Origin of the sequence: Hyphomonas oceanitis SCH89 (assembly GCF_000685295.1) — a bacterium.
GTDB lineage: Bacteria > Pseudomonadota > Alphaproteobacteria > Caulobacterales > Hyphomonadaceae > Hyphomonas > Hyphomonas oceanitis.
In genome coordinates this window covers 16,885-34,992 of the sequence record NZ_ARYL01000029.1, presented here as the reverse complement: position 1 = coordinate 34,992, position 18,108 = coordinate 16,885, and the positions used below count along the sequence as shown (strand labels likewise).

Genomic DNA, 18,108 nt, shown 5'->3' with positions numbered 1-18,108 from the left:
GAGTTCAAGAAGATGTTTCGATTGATTTCAATGTATCGCAAGACGAGCGATTCAGTACCATTTAAACTGATCTCGTTGCCTGCGGTTATTATCGTGGCGTTCTTCACCACGTCGTGTTCACTTGTCAGTGTAACAAAACCTCTAGGAGAGTGTGCAAGCGCTGGAATTGAGTCTGGAGCGGAAGGGCCAAACTTCCTTATAAAAAATGCAGTTTTGATTGATGGGAGTGGCGCTCCCAGGCGCGCCGCTGATATCCGCGTGCGTGAAGGCCGTGTCTTCGAAATAGGCAGTCTGTGTCCGACAGCAAAAGAATTTATCCTGGATGCCAAAGGTGATATCGTTTCTCCCGGATTTATTGATACGCACAGTCACCATGAGCGTGGCATGTGGGAGTCGGAAACCGGACGGGAAATGGTGGCCCCTATTTCACAGGGAATTACGACGATTATAATTGGTCAGGATGGCATGTCGGATTATCCGCTTTCCGCCTTTCAGCGTGAACTAGAGAAATATCCGGTTGCGGTCAATATTGCATCGTACACCGGCCACGGAACGATCCGCGTAAAGGCCATCGGTGTTCCTTATAATCGGCCGGCAACACCGACAGAATTGTCGCGCATGGAGTCATATCTGGAGATTGATTTGGATGGCGGCTCTCTCGGTCTGTCGACGGGTCTCGAGTATGACCCCGGAATATATTCCGATTCCGACGAGCTGCTTACGCTGGCCAAGACTCTCAAGGCTGCGGGTGGCCGGTATATCAGCCATATGCGCAGCGAAGATGCCAAGATTTTGGAAGCCATCGATGAGATCATAAGAGTTGGCCGGGAAGCGGGAATTCCTGTTCAGATATCCCATATCAAGATCGCATTGCTGGACGATTGGGGCGGGGCATCCAGCATCCTCGCCAGACTGGACCAAGCTCGGGAAGAGGGCGTGGACATCACGGCTGATGTATATCCGTATGACTACTGGCTCTCCACGCTTGCGGTTTTGTTGCCTGAGCGAAACTTCGACGATGTCGCCGCAGTTCGCCATGCATTTAATCACATCGCGTCACCTGACGGATTGCTATTGGCTCGATATGTGGCTGATCCTGATCTTGTGGGCAAAACGGTGAAGCAGATTGCAGATGAGAGGGATGAAGATCCAGCTGAGACGTATCTTGGGCTGCTTCAGCAGGCTTATGCCGACATCAATCTGGAAGATGCGGTGGAGGCAGGCGACATCCGTGAGCTGGTGCTTGGTCAAAGTATGCTCAGAGCAGATGTGGAAGATTTTATCGCTTGGCCGAACTCAAATATTTCTACAGACGGAACATCTTTTCCTGGTCATCCCCGGGGGTACGGAACATTTCCGCGCGCGATCAGATGGATGGTTCGCGAGAGCCACAAGCTTGAGCTCGAAGAGATGGTGCGGAAGATGACGAGCTTGAGCGCCTCTCATGTCGGTCTAGCTGATCGGGGGGAGGTTCGCGTCGGAGCGCCTGCAGACCTGATCTTGTTTTCAGCCTCTGAGATTGCCGATAGAGCCGATAGGGAGAATCCCACAGAAACTTCCGTGGGTGTTACAGGCGTGTGGGTCAATGGAGTTCGCGTATGGCAGGATAATGGACCGACAGGTGCATATCCGGGTCAATTCCTGCGTCGAGCCAGTCAGCCCCACTAGGCTGACGCTTAATCGTCCAGAAGCAGAGTAAGCGGCAGGCCTGTGTACTTCTTCGTGTGCTCGTAAACGACGTGGCTGGTTACGGTTTCAATCGTCCCCAATTCGTCAGTCATTCGATCCACGATGGTTTGATAGTGGCGGATGTCAGGTGCGACGAAGGTTGCGAAATAGTCGACTGAACCTGTTACCGCCCTGCAGCTGGTCATTTCTGGTATATTGGCAATGTAGGATTCAAAGTCGCGTTCGTCAGCGCCTTTGTTTGTGTTGAGGGTGATTTCGGAGATAACTTCAATGAACTGCGTGACTTTTGAGAGGTCAATTCGGGTCTCGTAACAGTCGATGACGCCTGTATCCTCCAGGCGTTTCCGCCTCTGCAGGCATGGGCTGGGTGACACACCGATACTGTCTGCCAAATCCTGATTCGTTATACGTCCATCCAGTTGAATGGCTATGAGCAGGCGTTTACCAACATTGTCGAGAACAGATTTCATGCCGGTAGAATAGCAGAAAATGTTGTTTTTGAAACATTTATTGCGGCTCAGGGAGTCCTCGGTTCAAATCACTGGTATTGCGAGTGGGGCCGGATTGGAGGCGACCGTGTGGGGGATTTAGCCTCATTCTACTGAAGTCCCGCGCTCCGGTGATCCAGGCTGGGTCTTAAAACGTAGCGGCGATGTTGACCGGTCCACCCTGGAACAGGCCGACGTTAAGGGCTAATCATCCCATCCCGAAAATCTCCGCAGAGTTTGGCTTATTTAATGTCCAACGCGATGCGTATGTGTCTTCATCTCATCCTTGCTATGTCTACCAAGAACGTTTGAGGCATGCCGCAAAATGTGCAACGCGGTAATTTCGCTCAACACTCTTGAGTGGAGAGTTGGCCGGGTGCCAGCTGATTGATATTGAGGTTTGAAGGATAGCCCCCATGGCAGGTCAAGATGGAAAGACAACCAGGGAGGCGATGCTCGAGGCAGCGCAGAACATTCTCGCGGATAGTGGCCTGGAGGCATTGAACTCGAACGCGATCGTCGAGAAAGCCGGCGTTACCCCGCCCACTTTTTATCACTATTTCTCCAACAAGTATGCCGTCCTGCGCGAGCTGGGCATGCAGATGATGGATGCTCAAAACGAAGTTTTGAGAGCAGACACGGGCCTCATGATCTCAACAGAGGCTGAACTTGAGGCTGCCTGCTTCAATTCAATTCAGAGATCGTATCGGATGACCCGGGCATTTCGTGGTGGCTACGCTTTGCTGGTTTCCTTGCGTGCGGTTCCTGAGCTCAAGGAGGTCAGGCTGAATTCGCATGCGGAAATGGCCGAGCTGCTGACCAGGTACATGATCGAGCAGAAGCTTTGTAATGACTTCGACTCAGTCGTCGTGCGCGCGCGGCTCGGTGTTGAAATGCGCTACGCGGCCATAGAGATGTTATTCGAGACGAATTTCAGGAATGAGCAAACTGTACTTGAGTACACGGCGAAGGCATTGACCCGTGTCTACGATTTCTTCTGAGTCTTTCGGCGTGAACAGGCTGGATTGGTCAGCTTGTTTCAATGTCGTCTGAGGGGGCTGCGCTCTTCACGCCAATCATGAGTATGCTCCCAAGCACAAACAGAATTGCAAGGCTGCCAAAGCCGATGCGCTGATTGTGTGTGATGATTGTCGCGACAGCGACCAGGCCGGGACCGAGCCATACAGTGACTGTGCTCGTCATCGCATATATTCCGAAGAAATGGCCGATTTTGTCGGCGGGGCTTAGCTGAACAAGAAGGGACCGGCAGGAACTGTAGGCAGCGATTATAAGCGCGCTCATGGGAATCACCGTGGCGATGTAGATGAGGTCAGCAGAATGTGAAAATGCTTCACGTGCGGCTGCTTCGGTCGACAGCGGGATCAGCCCGAACAGGATCGAATCCTTCTGGATGCCGATCTGGAAAAAGAAGATCGCTGTAATCGAGAAGAGTTCAATCAGGATGGCGTTCCTGGCACCGAAAAGCCTGTCTATGGCGCCGGCAGACAGGCCTCCGATGACGACAGAGCACGTAGCCACAATCCCCATCATGGCCGTCTCGCTTTGCCGCCAGTCCAAAACGCCCGCCACATAAACTGCACTGATGGCAAAGAGGGCATTCAGGCCATCCATGAAAACCATCCGGGCCATCAGGAACCGCATGATGTTCGGGTATTCCTTGAACAGGGCCCTTGTCGCCTTGATGGGTTCCCAAGTCGTTGGAAGCAGTCGCGCCGTCCGCCAGCGCGCGCCCGGACGATGGAAGTCCGGCATGCCCAAATAGAAGGGAACAATGAAGACCAGCATCCAGAGGGCACTGAGCAGGCCGGACAAGCGTGCAATGTCAGATTCGAGCAGACCAAAAGGTGGCGACCGCATCAGCGCGATAATTGCAAGAAGAAGCACAACTGCGCCCAGGCTGCCCATGGAGAAGCCGAGGCCCGAAATGACAGAAATCTGGCGCACGTTGCCGGCTGCGGGCAAAAGGGCGTTGTGGAAAAGTTCTGTTGACGAATAGGCGCATCCCGCCATTCCAAGCAGGATCATCCCGAGCGGTATGGAATAGCTGGCGCCCGGAACAACAAAACTCAATCCGGCGCTTGCCAGGGCCAAAAGCACGATAAGCCCGAGCAGCACTGGCTTCTTGGCGCCCCCACGATCCATGAAGCCACCAAGGAAGGGGGCGATCAGCGCCATCGCCAAACCGGCTATCGTTACTGTTGAGCTGAATATGGCCTGTCCGCGCGCACTGTCTCCAATCACCGCCTCAGAAAAGTAGGCGGAGAAGACGTAGAGCACGACAACATAATAGAAGGGGCTTCGCGCCCAATCAAAGCTGGCCCACCAAACGCCGGTCATGGGCAGAACGCGTGTTTTCGAGTGGGGTGAGTGCGTCATTTTTTGCCCGCCTGATGCCTCTGGTATAGTATTTACTATAGACATTTTTTGTCATCAGTGGCATCCAGTGTCCAGCACTAAATTCGAAAGGCGCGGTCTGGATATGACGGCTTATCTTTTTCGGAATGGATTCATTGTTACAATGGACGATCACGGATCATGTCCGGAGTGCATGGTCACATTGGACGATCGGATCGTCTTCACTGGTGATATGTCGGATGCACTTCAATGGGCTAAAACGAAGAATGTCCCTTTGACAGATTATGATCTCGCCGGCGCGGCCGCTCTTCCCGGTTTTATCGACGGCCATCTCCATCCCTTGCCCATGATCTTCTTTGCCATGAACGCCAATTTCGAGGGCGCAAAAGACATGGATGAGATACGGGAGAGACTGCTCTTGCACGTCAAGGACGTTGAGCCTGACGAGTGGATCATCGGCGTGCAGTATGAAGGCAAGAAGATGCCGGACGGGCAGACCCTTACGCGCCGCGCGCTTGACGAAATATGTCCCGACCGACCTGTTCTTATCTATGCGCGCGATGGCCATTGCGTGATCGTGAACTCATGCGTTTTGCAGCAAGCCGGCATACACGATCAGACGCAGGATCCTGAAGGCGGAAGCATCGGTCGATATGATGACGGCACGCTCAACGGCCTGTTTCATGAAAAGGCTGCAGGACTGCCACTCCAGCACATGCCGCGTCCCTCGCGAAATCGCATGCTAAAGGCGAGCGTCGTAGCGTTTGAGTCACTCGCCAAAAATGGCATCACGTCCATTGGGACCATGCTGCAGAGCGACGAAGAAGGTCCGGGGGGCGCCGCATCGCAGAGGGAGAGCCTGTTCTTTCCAAACATCCGCCACCTTATTCCCCAGTCTGTGTATTCGATCATTATCGGCAAGACACTGGATGGGATAAACGCTCTGGTCGGGTCGTCGGTTGATACGGAAGAAGGCAAGACGCAACCGCGTGCATTCAAGATTTTCGCGGATGGCACATTCGGTTCGTGCACAGCCTGTATGAGCGAGCCCTATGCCGACAAGACTTGCACGCATGGCTACATGACACTTTCCGACGACGAGATTTACAGCCGGATGACGGCGGCGCATCTCGCCGGATACCAGATATGCATACACGCCGTCGGGGACCAGGGGATTGCAAACTGCGTTGACCTGTTTGAGCGTCTGCTGGAGGAATATCCCAGGCATGATCATCGCCATCGGATCGAGCATGCGTCCATCGCATCCAAACCGCTGATCCGTCGCATAGCCAGGCTAGGCCTGGGGATATGCACGCAGCCGCTCTTCATCCGGTCCGAGAAGGATTGGCTCGGCAAACGGCTCGGTGCCGAGCGATCGGGTATGGCGTATCCTTTCCGGGACTATCTCGATGCCGGCATCACTTTGGGTGGATCATCGGACGCGCCTATCGAGGATACAGATGTTATCGCTGCGCTGGACTATGCGGTGAACCGCGGCGGCTATCATCCTGAACAAGGCATCACGCCGATGGAGGCCGTCTCCATGTTTACGCGAAATGCCGCTTTCCTCCAGTTTGAAGAGGCCGAAAAAGGCGCGCTGGAGGTTGGAAAACGGGCAGATATTGTCGTGCTCAGCCATAACCCCCTGGACGTCGCGCCACAGGACATCGGCAAGCTCAAAGTCCTTCGGACGATGATTGGTGGGGCTTTCGTAGAAAGCGCCGCGGCATAGCCATCCGGGCCAGTTACAAAATTCGATAAAAGGAATTCGCGCGTGCCTTCTTTCTTCTCTCACGATTATCGGGCGGCCAGGAACCGGCTCCTGACACTCACTCAGGAAAACGGGGATTGGGTTCACCAGGCCATCAGGCATCCTTTGAGCGGGGCTGACGGGGAGGACATCTTTACGGATGTGTTCTGGAGGGGCCCGGAAGACGCATCGCGTGTGCTCGTGATCAGCAGTGGTACGCATGGTGCTGAAGGATTTTGCGGGTCGGCTGTGCAGTCTCAGTTGGTGGCGAGCCAGGTTGGGCTCCCGGATGATGTGGCGATCATGCTGGTTCATGCCGTCAACCCGTTCGGGTTTTCCCATTTGCGCCGTGTGAATGAAGAGAATGTCGATCTCAACCGAAACTTTATTGATTTTGACTCTGCGCTGCCTGTCAACGCGGCCTATCGCGAACTCAATGAATTGCTCAATCCGATCGAGATGCCACCTGAAAAGCTGGATGTGTCCATGGCGGAGATCATGCGTCTGCAGTCAACCATGGATTTCCTGACTTTCTTCAAGGCGGTCTCGGGTGGGCAGCACGAATTTCCAGAAGGGGTTCAGTTTGGCGGTCGCGAGCCGCAATGGTCACGCAAGACGATGGAGGGAATTTGGGACACCTATCTCAGCGCGGCGGAAATCGTTGTCCAGATCGATGTGCACACCGGACTTGGCCCATCAGGCGTTGGTGTCTTGATGATGGCGGCCAATCCTGATGAGCCCCAAAAGGCGATCACGGCGAACTGGTTCGGTGACATGATGGTGTCTTCGCGGCCTGCCCGGAAACAAGATAACGCCTTTGGAGGCTATATGAATGCAGGCATGGAGCAATGCCTGACAAGGACATGGGTCATTCCCATGACCCTGGAATATGGCACCGAACCGCCTGAGGTCGTTTTGAGAGCGATGATCGAAGACAACTGGCTCTGTCACCATGGCGAACTGGATAGTGATCACGGGCGATCTATCAAGGAGCGCCTGCTGAGGGTTTTCTATCCAGACAGCAAGGTCTGGGAATCACAGGTTCTGGTTCGGGCCGAACAGGTATTTGCGCAGGCTCTGGCCGGACTGGCTGAGCTGAGTGTCGCGAGCAAGGAGAGAACATGAGTATCGTGCAAGACCCAATCCGGAAAATAGAACTCTTTCCGATATTCGTGCCGTTCAAAGCGCACGTCCGCGACATGCTGCAAGGCGGCAGTGGAAAAGTGGCCATGGGTCTCAAGGTTGAAGACCATTGGCTCGGGGCAGATTTTCTTCTCTGCCGCATGACTACCGAGAATGGTGTCGTTGGTGTTGGAGATATTTATGTCTGGCTGGTTGAGGGGGCGGTTACGCCGGTCCTCATGGCCAGCCTGATCAAGGACCATCTGGCGCGTTATGTCTTGGGGCGTTCTGCGTTTGATATCGGATTGATCAACGACAAATTCGACAACAATGTCGCGCGCAACGAGATGGCAAAGGGCGTGCTCGACCTGGCTCTGTATGATGTGGCTGCGCGCACCATAAATCGCCCCGTATATGACCTGTGCGGAGGCAAGCAGCTGGATCGTATTCCCATGAGCATGGTCTTGCCGCTGACCAGCGTGGACATCATCCTGGACGTCGTTCAGCGGGGCCTCGACGTGGGGCTGCGATCTTTCCGCTGCAAATTGGGGGACGGCCTGCGCCGCGATGTGGAGATCATCAAGGCTGTGCGCGAGCTTATCGGTCCGAACGCGGCGCTGCGGGTCGACTATAATCAGGCGTACAATCCGAACGAGGCGCTGGCCTGTATCGAGGCCATTGCACCCTACGGAATCGATTTTGCCGAACAGCCCGTCAAAGGAGATGATTTTGTCGGAATGGCCTGGGTTCAGTCCCGCACGAATGTGCCCTTGATGGCTCATGAAAGCGGTTTCGGTCTTCGCGATATCGTCACACTGGCCGACATGGGCGCCGTTCGCACCTTCGGGATCAATCCCGAACGGCCCGGTGGCATGACAAATGCGTTGAAGGCGATAGATTATGCTGCAGCGCGGGGCCTGGACGTTGTGCTTCACAACCAGCCTTCGGGATTGGGCAGCGCCATCCAGCTTCAGATGCATGCGGCCAGAGCGAGCAAAATCAGACATGCCTCTGAATTACAGGGACATGTCATGATGGAACACGATCTTTTGAAGGAGCGCATTGTCTACGAAGATGGATACGCGAATCTGCCGACGGGCCCCGGCTGGGGGGTGGAGGTCGATTTTGACATGGTGGATAAGTACCAGATTCAGCCAACCGTAGTAGTCGAGGCTTAAGTCCGAAGCCCACTTAGGTTAGAACTAGACGCAGCTTTTTTGCGGGTGGCGCCCTGTCTCGTCGCTTGGGCTGCTTGGTCCGCCATAAATAGAGACTGGCTGGCATTGGCCTCACGGCACTGCCAGCCAGTCAGCGGAATTCAATATGTATGAAGTATTAGCCGCCAAGCTTCGCGGGCTTGGGGGCTAGTCTGTGTTTCCGCAGCAGTAAATTTGCAATTTTCAGTGGGACATTTTAATCAGGCGAGAATGGGTGTGGCGAGTCAATCGTCGGCATAGACTGGCTTTCTCTTTTCCAGGAAAGCGGCCATGCCTTCCGCCACGTTGGGGCTTTTGCTTGTCATCAGTTGATTGCGGTTTTCAATCGCCATGGCAGCTTCGAGGCTGGACGCGTCTATTGCCATCGCCAGACCTTCCTTGGTCATGCGAAGTCCCATGGGCGATGTGTCGAGCATCTCGTCGACATATGATTGTGCGGCTTTTTCCAGATCTTCGTCGGGTACGACCTCGGAGACAAGTCCAGTCGCTAATGCGCGCGGCGCATGGATGAAGCGTCCGGTGAGCATAAGCTCAGAAGCCACTGATGCGCCCACAAGACGCGGCAGGAAATAGCTTACCCCCATATCACATGCTGACAGCCCGAGCTTAATGAAAGCGGCATTCATGCGGGCGCTCGCCCCGGCAATCCGAATATCGGATGCGAGCGCAAAGGCAAAGCCACCGCCGCACGCAGCACCGTGGACGAGTGAAATGATCGGCTGGGGGCAGCGTCGCATTTTTATGTATACATCCGCCAGATATCCCTGAAAGCCGAAGCCTCCACCGAATGGAATGGCCGTATCAGTGGAATCGTGGCGAGACTTGATGTCCAGACCGGCGCTGAAGGAACGACCAGCCCCCTTCACGACAACGACCCGTACGGTTCCATCGTTATACAAATTGCCAAAATAATCATTCAACTCTTCAACCATCTTCAGGTTAATAGCATTCAATGAATCTGGTCGATTGAGCATGAGCCAATCCACCTTTCCGCGCTTTTCGATGCTGATCGTCTCGTAAGTCTTTTGCATGGTGTGGAAGTCCTCCAGGAACTCGGCGGTTGATCTCTTTTAAAGACTAATGCCGCAGGCGCGTAGGAAATTCACGTGGAAACTTGGCATCTCCGCGAAAACCGGTCTGCACAGCTCGTGAACATGTGCAGAGGTTGGGGGGCTTAGGGCAGCCCGATTTATGCGTCTCCTTTTGCCCGATGGGTAAAACTAAAATCTGACTATCTGCCTCAAGGGGAGGGGTTGACCAATGCTTGGCCGCCTTCGACTGTTTCGGCTTATGGTATTCTGATGCGAGTGTTCGGATCAGCAAATCATGCAACTTGAACCCCGGAGGCATTTCGTGAATCTCGACTTCTCAGATGAGCAGAAACAACTACGCGATCAGGTGCGACGCTTTTTGAGCGAGAAGTGCCCTCCAGCGGCGGTTCGCAAAATCCTGGAGGGCTCAAGTGCATTCGACCGGGATCTCTACCTCGGTCTGGCCGAACTTGGTGTTTTGGGGGCGGCGATTCCGGAGGAATATGGTGGCGTCGGGCTAGGTGATCTCGAATTGTGTGTCATTGCAGAGGAACTTGGTCGTGTTATTGCGCCGGTGCCAGTCTCATCCTCTATCTATCTCACAGCAGAATTTTTGCTCATGTCAGGTTCGGAGGCGCAAAAAGCATGTTGGCTTCCGAAGCTATCATCGGGAGAGGTAATCGGAACGTTTGCCTTCAATGAAGGCCAAGGGCGCATGACGCCGGACAAAGTTCAAGCGCGAGTTGAAGGTGGGAAAATTACGGGCACAAAAGCGCCCATTGCAGATGGTTCAATTGCTGATTTTGCCATTGTCGCCGCCCGCGATGAGGCGGATGGAATATCGCTGTATCTGGTCAAGCTGGACGACGACGGCGTTAGCAGGGACGCACTGGAATCGATTGATCCAACCCGCGATCAAACCCGTCTGACTTTCGATGGATGTCCTGCTGAATTGCTTGGTGGACAGGGCGAAGGATGGCACATTGCGAGCGTGGTGATGGACCGCGCGGCGATCTTGCTGGCATTCGAGCAACTGGGCGGTTCAGACCGCGCCATGGAGATGGCGCGAGATTATGCATTGGAGCGTATCGCGTTTGGGCGGCAGATCGGCTCGTTCCAGGCGATCAAGCACATGCTGGCTGACATGTATGTTTCGGCGACCCTGGCAAGGTCAAATTGCTATTATGGTGCGTGGGCGCTTGCATCAGGCGCATCAGAACGACCGGTCGCGGCCGCCACCGCGAGAGTTTCGGCTACAACGGCGTTTCAGCAATGCTCCAAGAATAATATACAGGTGCACGGAGGCATGGGATTTACTTGGGCCTTTGACTGCCACCTCTATTATCGCAGATCGAATGCGCTCGCTCTGGCTCTGGGTGGGCTGTCCACATGGGAAAGCCTGCTGATTGAACGAATGAGCGCCGGTAACACTGAATCCGCAGCCTGAGCAAAGGAATAGCATAATGGATTTCCAAGATACGCCAGAAGAAGCTGCTTTCCGCGCCGAAGCCCGCGCGTGGATTGATGCCAATGCGCCCAAGCATCTTGAAGCAGAGCTAAAAAGGGCCAGTTTCGGATCGAGTGGGCTGACAAGTGAAGACCCCGTTGCTGCGGGCAAGGCCTGGCAGAAGAAGAAAGCCGAAGCGGGGTGGGCGTGTCTGCATTGGCCGAAGGAATATGGTGGCGGCGCGAGAACGCCGATCGAGCGCGTAATATGGAACCAGGAAGAAGGGCCATACGCCGTGCTCTCCGGGGCCTTCACAATTGGTCATGGGATGTGCGGACCTACGGTAATGGCTTGGGCAGATGAAGAGCAAAGCCGAAAACTTCTGCCGCCGCTCGCGAGTGGCGAAGAAATCTGGTGCCAGCTCTTTTCTGAGCCAGCAGGAGGATCAGACCTTGCTGGGCTGCGCACACGTGCAGTCAAAGCTGATGACGGCTCTGGCGATTGGATTGTCAATGGGCAGAAGATATGGACCAGTGGTGCGCAGATCTCCGATTGGGGATTACTGATTACGCGAACCGATCCCGATGTGCCAAAGCACAAGGGATTGACGATGTTCTTTCTCTCGATGGACACTCCCGGTGTCGAAGTGCGCCCCATCAAGCAGGCGAATGGAGCCTCTGGTTTCAATGAAGTCTATTTCACAGATGTTCGCATTCCAGACAGCCAAAGGCTTGGTGATGTGGGGCAGGGGTGGAAGGTCTCGCTGACGACACTTATGAACGAGCGACTTTCCATTGGCTCTGGTATGTCCACTGGATTTCCGGAGCTGTTCAGGTTTTGCATGGAAGCTGAAATCGAAGGGAAGCCTGCCATAGAGGATTCAGCCGTTCGGACTCGGCTGGCGCAATTCGCAGTGAAGCAGAGTGGCCTGAAGTATACAGGTATGCGAGCAATTACAGCACTCTCCAAAGGCGATACGCCAGGTCCGGAAAATTCAATTGGCAAACTCGTCGCCGGCGCGACGATGCAGGAACTGGCAATGTTCGCGCTTGATATTCAAGGCGAGGCGGGAGTTATTTGGAGCGAAGACAGTCCGCAACGTGGGCGTTTTCAAGCGATGCTGATGCGCTCACCTGCCACACGTATCGAAGGTGGTTCAGATGAAATCCTTCGAAATATAATCGGTGAGCGTGTGCTGGGGCTGCCGGGAGACATCCGTGTTGATAAGGATGTTCCTTTCAAGGATATTCCTACACGCGGCGGAAGCTAATTTTTTCGCGAGATGGGTGTACGTATTTCTGTATAAGATAGGCTAGTGGAAATCACGGCTTGGAGGGATGATGCGAATATCTCGCGGATGAGATTCTCCGCTGTGTCTTTTTTCCAATATCCTTCCGTTGGTTTGCGGCCGTGAGACTTCATCTGGGCGTGCGAGAATTGCTTTGAGGGGGTCATTCTGGAAGTCTTCTGACAATAGTGACAGATCTTTCGTGCAATCGATCAGCACTTCGGCAATGATATGTGTGACGTTATCGGCCGTTTGTATGCGGCCTTTCACGTGGATGATTCTGGCGCGCATGACGACTGAGCGGAATCGTTCCATCACACGCGGCCACAAAATAAGGTTTGCAATACCGGTCTCATCTTCCAGGGTAATGAAAGCGGTGCCGTTGGCTGTGCCTGGGCGCTGGCGAACCAGAACGATTCCGGATGTCTGGATTCGGCGACCACTCGTCTGGTTGGTTGCAGCTTGAGTACTCACTATGCCGCGCAATGTATGAAGTGTGCGCAGGAAGTGCATGGGGTGATTTTTCAATGAAAGTCGGGTTGTCTGGTAATCCTGAATGACATGCTCAGATGGCGGAATTGGCGGAAGGACTACCCCGACCCCTGTATTTTGCTCAGCGACGTCTGCGGAGGCGAAAAGAGGGAGAGCCTGACTTGGGGCTTCGCCACGCACTTTCCACAAGGCCTCTCGCCTGGAGAGACCCATGGAGCCGAAGGCATCCGCAGCAGCGAGACGTTCCAGAATAATTCGGGGCAGCATCGCACGGCGTAATAGAGCATCTGGGGTCTCATAGCCGGAATTACGTTTTTCCATCAGGTTTTCCATGTCATTTTTTGACATTCCTTCGACCTGCCTGAAGCCAAGTCGTATGGCGAAGCCGCCTGTGTTCTCTTCCAACGGCTCCAGCATATTATCCCAGTCTGAATAATTCACATCGACGGGTCTGACTTCAACGCCATGTTCCTGAGCGTCGCGGACAATCTGCGCGGGCGCATAGAAGCCAATTGGCTGGCTGTTCAGAAGCGCTGTACAGAACACGTCCGGATGATGACATTTTATCCATGAGGATACATAGACGAGCAGCGCGAAGGACGCCGCGTGGCTCTCGGGGAATCCGTATTCCCCGAACCCTTTGATCTGCTCGAAACAGCCCTGTGCAAAATTGGGATCATAGCCACGATGGATCATGCGTCCGACCAGCAGGTCTTCGTAATTATGTATCGTGCCCACATTCCGAAATGTAGCCATGGCTCGGCGAAGGCCATTGGCTTCATCGGCGGAGAACTTTGCGGCGTCCATGGCAATCTGCATGGCCTGTTCTTGGAACAGAGGAACGCCTTCGGTTCGGTCAAGAATAGACTGCAACTCATCCGGTCGGCCGTGTTCCGGTGCGGGGCTTGGGAACGTAACCGGTTCCATTCCTTTCCGCCGCCGAAGATATGGATGGACCATGTTGCCTTGGATGGGCCCAGGTCGGACAATCGCCACTTCGATGACAAGGTCGTAAAATTTACGAGGCCTGAGGCGGGGCAGCATCGCCATCTGCGCGCGGCTCTCGACCTGGAAGACACCGATGCTGTCGCCCTTGCAGAGCATGTCGTATGTCGCGGCATCGTCGCCTTCGACACTAGCCAGATCATGCTTTATGCCTTTGTGCGTATCCAGAAGTTCAAAAGCTTTGCGGATGCAGGTCAGCATGCCGAGCGCGAGAACATCCACCTTCATAATGCCCAGCGCCTCGATGTCATCCTTATCCCATTCTATGAACGTGCGATTTTCCATGGCGGCATTGCCGACCGGAACCGTTTCGACGAGAGGGCCACGTGTCAGGACAAAACCTCCGACATGTTGGGATAGGTGACGCGGGAAACCGAGCAACTGGCGTGTGAGTTGGATTGTACGGCGGATGAGTGGATTTGCGGGGTCGAGCCCGGCTTCCGAGATTCGTTTGTCTGGAAAGGTGTCGCTCCAGCTACCCCAAACACCATTTGCGAGCGCCGCTGAGATATCTTCGCTGAGTCCGAGGACCTTGCAGACATCACGGATTGCGGAGCGGGAGCGATAAGAAATCACTGTTGCGGTCAGCGCCGCGCGCTGTCGGCCATATCGATTGTATACGTATTGAATGACCTCTTCGCGGCGCTCATGCTCGAAATCGACATCGATGTCAGGCGGCTCTTTCCGCTCTGGTGAGAGGAAGCGGGCAAATAAAAGCTTGGTGATGGTTGGGTCGACACTTGTGATGCCGAGGCAGTAGCAGACTGCGGAATTGGCTGCCGACCCGCGTCCTTGACACAGTATACCCTGGCTGCGTGCCCAAAGGACAATATCGTTTACGGTGAGAAAGTAGGGCGCATAATCGAGCTGCGCGATGATAGCGAGTTCTTTTTCGATGTGCGCTGTTACCGTCTCCGGGACGCCTTCAGGATAGCGCCATTTGGCACCGGCCCACGCAAGACGCTCCAGATGGTTTTGGGGTGTTGAACCAGGCGGTACGGGTTCGTCCGGGTATTCGTAGGAGAGTTCGTCAAGACTGAACTGGCATTTCTCCATGATAGCAAGTGTGCGCGCGATCGCTGGCTCGAAGCCCATGAATAGGCGTGTCATTTCTGCCGGGCTCTTCAGGTGACGCTCGGCGTTTGACTCAAGATGAAAGCCTGCTGTGTCCAGGGTGCAGTGTTCGCGGATGCATGTCAGTACATCCTGCAGAGGCCTCCGATCGGGTATATGGTAGAGTACATCATTCACAGCGATCAGCGGGGTGCCTGCAAGCGCACCAATCTCGGCGAGGCGTGCAATACGCTCGCGATTACGCCCTGAGTAAGCGGGGCGCGCGGCTAGGAAAACGCGTCCAGTTAGGGTAGAGGCAATTTTTCTCAAAGTATCCGTAAAATCGTTTGGGGGCGTCTCTGGTGGGATGACGATGAGAATCTGCCCTTCGCTTGCAGAGAGTATATCCTTCAGCGTGATAAGGCATTCCCCTTTGGTCGCGTCTTGCTTCATCTTGCCTTCAGAAAGAAGTCGCGAAAGTCTGCCATAGGCAGCACGATCGATTGGATAGGCCAAAATTTCAGGCCCATTGATGGGCACAAGGCGCGCGCCGACCAAAAGGCGCATACCTGCCTCCTTTGCAGCCACATGCGCACGGACCACTCCGGCAAGTGTATTCCTGTCGGCAATACCGATTGCGGCGAGTCCTAATTGCGCTGCGCGCTTGACGTGCTCTGCAGCATGGCTTGCTCCGCGCAGGAAGGAGAAGTTTGTTGTCACAGCCAGTTCAGCGTAATCTTTCATGCGAATAATCCCTGCAAGAACCATTCTGGAATCGCGCCACGCTTATCTCCGTACAACCCCTCACGGAACAGCCAGTAGCGCCGCCCCTTCGTATCTTCGACCCTGTAGTAATCGCGCGTTCGTGGCAGCGTTCGCGGTTCTCCAGGGGAAGAGGGTAAATAGGTCCACCATTCCGGCGCGATCCGTTCCGGCCCGTCTGCCCGTGTGATATGATGCACAAGCCGATGCCAGACAAAGCGTAGTGGTGGTCCATCTGGCACTTCAGATACAACCTCCACCCGCTCAGCTCGATCAAACACACGTATAGGGCGCAGTCCGTACATTATGCCACTTGCTAGCGTACACTTGGGAATTTCACCGGCGAATGGTCTGATCTCCTCAGCCGTATCCACAAGATGACGGGATACCGGTACGCTGACTGTAACGCTACCTTCGCCGAGGCGGGCATTGATACGATCTGCCAGGGTCGAAAGCGCAGCTTCATCCACATCCGTCTGTGCCAGTGCGCCCGAGAGGGGACGGCTTCCCACTGACATGGGAGCCGTTCGAAACGCCTCAAGTTGGAGAAAGTCAATTCCGAAGCCGGGATCGATACGGTCTGTCTTCTCGTTAAAAAGGCGAAGGAGGTGATTAGGCGCGCAGGCTGGGCGAGCCGCATTGACGCTTAAAGTGTTGACGCTTCCATCTGAACAGAAAGTACGGAAGATGAAAGTCTGCGCACCTAATCCTTTGGCAGCGAGTGCCTTGCAAAGTCTGTCTGAAAGCGTGGAAAGGCTGGCTTTGACGCCCGTTCCATCTGTCAGCGGTTCCGGGCAAGACAAGTGTACGCAGTGATTAGGAGGCGGTCGGAATGGCTCAAAAGGCTCGGGGCGTTGACCGAGGGCTTGGTCGAGTCGCAGGCATACGGCCTCTGCCGCTTCACGCGAGTGAAACCTTCGTTCGAGTGCTTTTCGGTCGATTTCATACAATTGTCCGATGCGTGTCAGGCCGAAGCGTCGGAGCAGGGTGAGTGTCATGCTCGAAAGACGCAGCGCACGGACCGGCAGATTGGAAAGGCCCTCACTTTCATCTCCGAAGGGCAGGATGGCGGGCGATTGCGCTCCGGCTTTCTCGTGGGAAAGAGCGTAAGCCGCGCCTCGTGTTCCGGCGAAGGCTAGTCGGTGGCCATAACCCACCTCGTCTAGTCGGCGGGAAAGTTCGCGTGCCATACGCGCTTCGCCACCGAACAAGTGATCGCAGCCAGTCGTTTCGAGGATCAGTGCATCCGCCTCGTCGATCGCAATGAGGGGTGAGAAACGCACAAGCCAGCTCGCCAGTGCTAGGAGTGACTTGTCGTCACTCTCGCGATCAATCTCTTCCCTGAGCAGGTTTGGTAGGGTGGCGCACGCATCGGGGAGACGCATCCCTGGGTGCAAACTGGCGTCGCGGGCAGCCTGATTTGCCACAGCCACAACGAGTCCATGGGCAGATTTTTCGTATAGGACAAAAGGGACAAGTTTAGGCAGTCTTGCGACGCTGAAATTTTTCGAGCTCCGACGCGCGCGCCTCAAGCGGTCCAGCGACCATTCTGGAAACCACACGGATAGATAGCGTCTCATCATTCCACTCGATATCAAAAGTCCGGCCGGCAGCGGATGGTGCGATCCGGCATCGCTCAAGGCTTGCACTCCAGCGCGCACAGCCCGGTGCTCGCGCGTCATAAGAATTGGGAGAAGAAGGACGTGTAGTGACGCGCCAGCGAGTGGCCGCAGCCGTTGCGCCTTTGTTTCCATAAGGTAGGAGGAGGGTTATGGGCACGCCATGGCGTCCCGAAGCCAATGTAAGCCTGCGGGTCGCTGTAAAGTCCGCCTCATCAACTTCGGCTATGACATGACTAACAGTCCCTGAGATTACGGCTTCTTCGGCAGCCCATAATGCGTCGCGACTATTGCGAGTAGTAAGACTTATGCGACAGATTTGTCGGCGTGTCATTTCCTGCAGCGCAGCTTCGGAAAGGCATCCCAAATTTCGCCGGGTGCTAGCTTGTGATATCCAGAAGAGAGCCTCCTGACGAATAGGTTTCGTTGCTGTAAAGACGAATCCGGTTGCGGCGGCCCTATCACCAAAAGCTTCGTCAACTACTTCATGTAGGCCCTGCGTCCCCAGACCATAGGGGAATTCTGCATCGGTTGCCGGTTCTACGTTGACTGAGCCAATCAGGCCTTTGGATCTGAGTTGGGCAAGGTTCATGAGTTATTACAATTCGGATGAAGACGGAGAGGGGTGGGGTAAGCTTCAAGGGCTCGGAGGGGTCTTTACGGCTATGCAAGTGGCCATCGTTTTAGAACATCGTATTTTGAGAAACCGATATGACTATGTACAAGTGCAAATTCATCAACGATCATGGTCAGTGGTTCTATGGAATGC

General features: G+C 54.7%; 12 protein-coding genes. 7 read left to right on the top strand and 5 right to left on the bottom strand.

Going from position 1 to position 18,108, the window contains the following annotated elements; all coding sequences use genetic code 11:
* Positions 1–12 precede the first annotated feature (12 nt).
* Positions 13–1,668 carry an N-acyl-D-amino-acid deacylase family protein gene (locus HOC_RS15630; protein WP_206741587.1) on the top strand — a complete coding sequence of 552 codons (1,656 nt, stop codon included), beginning with the start codon at positions 13–15 and terminating at the stop codon, positions 1,666–1,668.
* 8 nt (positions 1,669–1,676) lie between these two features.
* Here HOC_RS15630 and HOC_RS15625 read toward each other — a convergent pair whose 3' ends face one another.
* Complete coding sequence (locus tag HOC_RS15625) at positions 1,677–2,159, bottom strand: Lrp/AsnC family transcriptional regulator (RefSeq protein ID WP_035540319.1); 483 nt, start codon at positions 2,157–2,159, stop codon at positions 1,677–1,679.
* 434 nt (positions 2,160–2,593) lie between these two features.
* Here HOC_RS15625 and HOC_RS15620 point away from each other — a divergent pair, with 434 nt between their 5' ends.
* Positions 2,594–3,178, top strand: a complete 585-nt coding sequence (locus HOC_RS15620) for a TetR/AcrR family transcriptional regulator (RefSeq protein WP_035540317.1) — start codon at positions 2,594–2,596, stop codon at positions 3,176–3,178.
* A 28-nt stretch (positions 3,179–3,206) separates the two neighbouring features.
* Here the strand turns inward: HOC_RS15620 and HOC_RS15615 are convergent, their stop codons facing one another.
* Positions 3,207–4,574 (bottom strand): MFS transporter, encoded by a 1,368-nt coding sequence (locus HOC_RS15615; protein ID WP_162174877.1) that lies wholly within the window; start codon positions 4,572–4,574, stop codon positions 3,207–3,209.
* A gap of 253 nt (positions 4,575–4,827) precedes the next feature.
* On the opposite strand from HOC_RS15615, the gene HOC_RS15610 reads away from it, so the two are divergent.
* The 3 genes from HOC_RS15610 to HOC_RS15600 are packed head-to-tail and all read left to right on the top strand — an operon-like array spanning position 4,828 to position 8,603.
* Complete coding sequence (locus HOC_RS15610; protein ID WP_162174876.1) at positions 4,828–6,285, top strand: amidohydrolase; 1,458 nt, start codon at positions 4,828–4,830, stop codon at positions 6,283–6,285.
* A 42-nt stretch (positions 6,286–6,327) separates the two neighbouring features.
* On the top strand, positions 6,328–7,428 hold the full coding sequence (locus HOC_RS15605; RefSeq protein ID WP_084146375.1) for a DUF2817 domain-containing protein: 1,101 nt from the start codon (positions 6,328–6,330) through the stop codon (positions 7,426–7,428).
* Positions 7,425–8,603 (top strand): mandelate racemase/muconate lactonizing enzyme family protein, encoded by a 1,179-nt coding sequence (locus HOC_RS15600; protein ID WP_035540310.1) that lies wholly within the window; start codon positions 7,425–7,427, stop codon positions 8,601–8,603. The genes HOC_RS15605 and HOC_RS15600 overlap by 4 nt, the downstream gene beginning before the upstream one ends.
* A 263-nt stretch (positions 8,604–8,866) precedes the next feature.
* Here HOC_RS15600 and HOC_RS15595 read toward each other — a convergent pair whose 3' ends face one another.
* The gene (locus HOC_RS15595; protein ID WP_035540307.1) at positions 8,867–9,673 is read right to left on the bottom strand and encodes an enoyl-CoA hydratase/isomerase family protein; all 807 of its coding nucleotides are present in this window, start codon (positions 9,671–9,673) and stop codon (positions 8,867–8,869) included.
* A gap of 322 nt (positions 9,674–9,995) precedes the next feature.
* Here HOC_RS15595 and HOC_RS15590 point away from each other — a divergent pair, with 322 nt between their 5' ends.
* Positions 9,996–11,120 carry an acyl-CoA dehydrogenase family protein gene (locus HOC_RS15590; RefSeq protein WP_035540304.1) on the top strand — a complete coding sequence of 375 codons (1,125 nt, stop codon included), beginning with the start codon at positions 9,996–9,998 and terminating at the stop codon, positions 11,118–11,120.
* 16 nt (positions 11,121–11,136) lie between these two features.
* Positions 11,137–12,390: an acyl-CoA dehydrogenase family protein gene (locus HOC_RS15585; RefSeq protein ID WP_035540303.1), complete on the top strand. Its 1,254-nt coding sequence runs from the start codon at positions 11,137–11,139 to the stop codon at positions 12,388–12,390.
* 42 nt (positions 12,391–12,432) lie between these two features.
* Here the strand turns inward: HOC_RS15585 and HOC_RS15580 are convergent, their stop codons facing one another.
* Both HOC_RS15580 and HOC_RS21885 read right to left on the bottom strand, forming a co-directional pair.
* Positions 12,433–15,702 (bottom strand): error-prone DNA polymerase, encoded by a 3,270-nt coding sequence (locus HOC_RS15580; protein ID WP_035540348.1) that lies wholly within the window; start codon positions 15,700–15,702, stop codon positions 12,433–12,435.
* Positions 15,699–17,360 carry a Y-family DNA polymerase gene (locus tag HOC_RS21885; RefSeq protein WP_241767057.1) on the bottom strand — a complete coding sequence of 554 codons (1,662 nt, stop codon included), beginning with the start codon at positions 17,358–17,360 and terminating at the stop codon, positions 15,699–15,701. Before HOC_RS21885 ends, HOC_RS15580 begins: the two co-directional genes overlap by 4 nt.
* Positions 17,361–18,108: the final 748 nt, after the last annotated feature.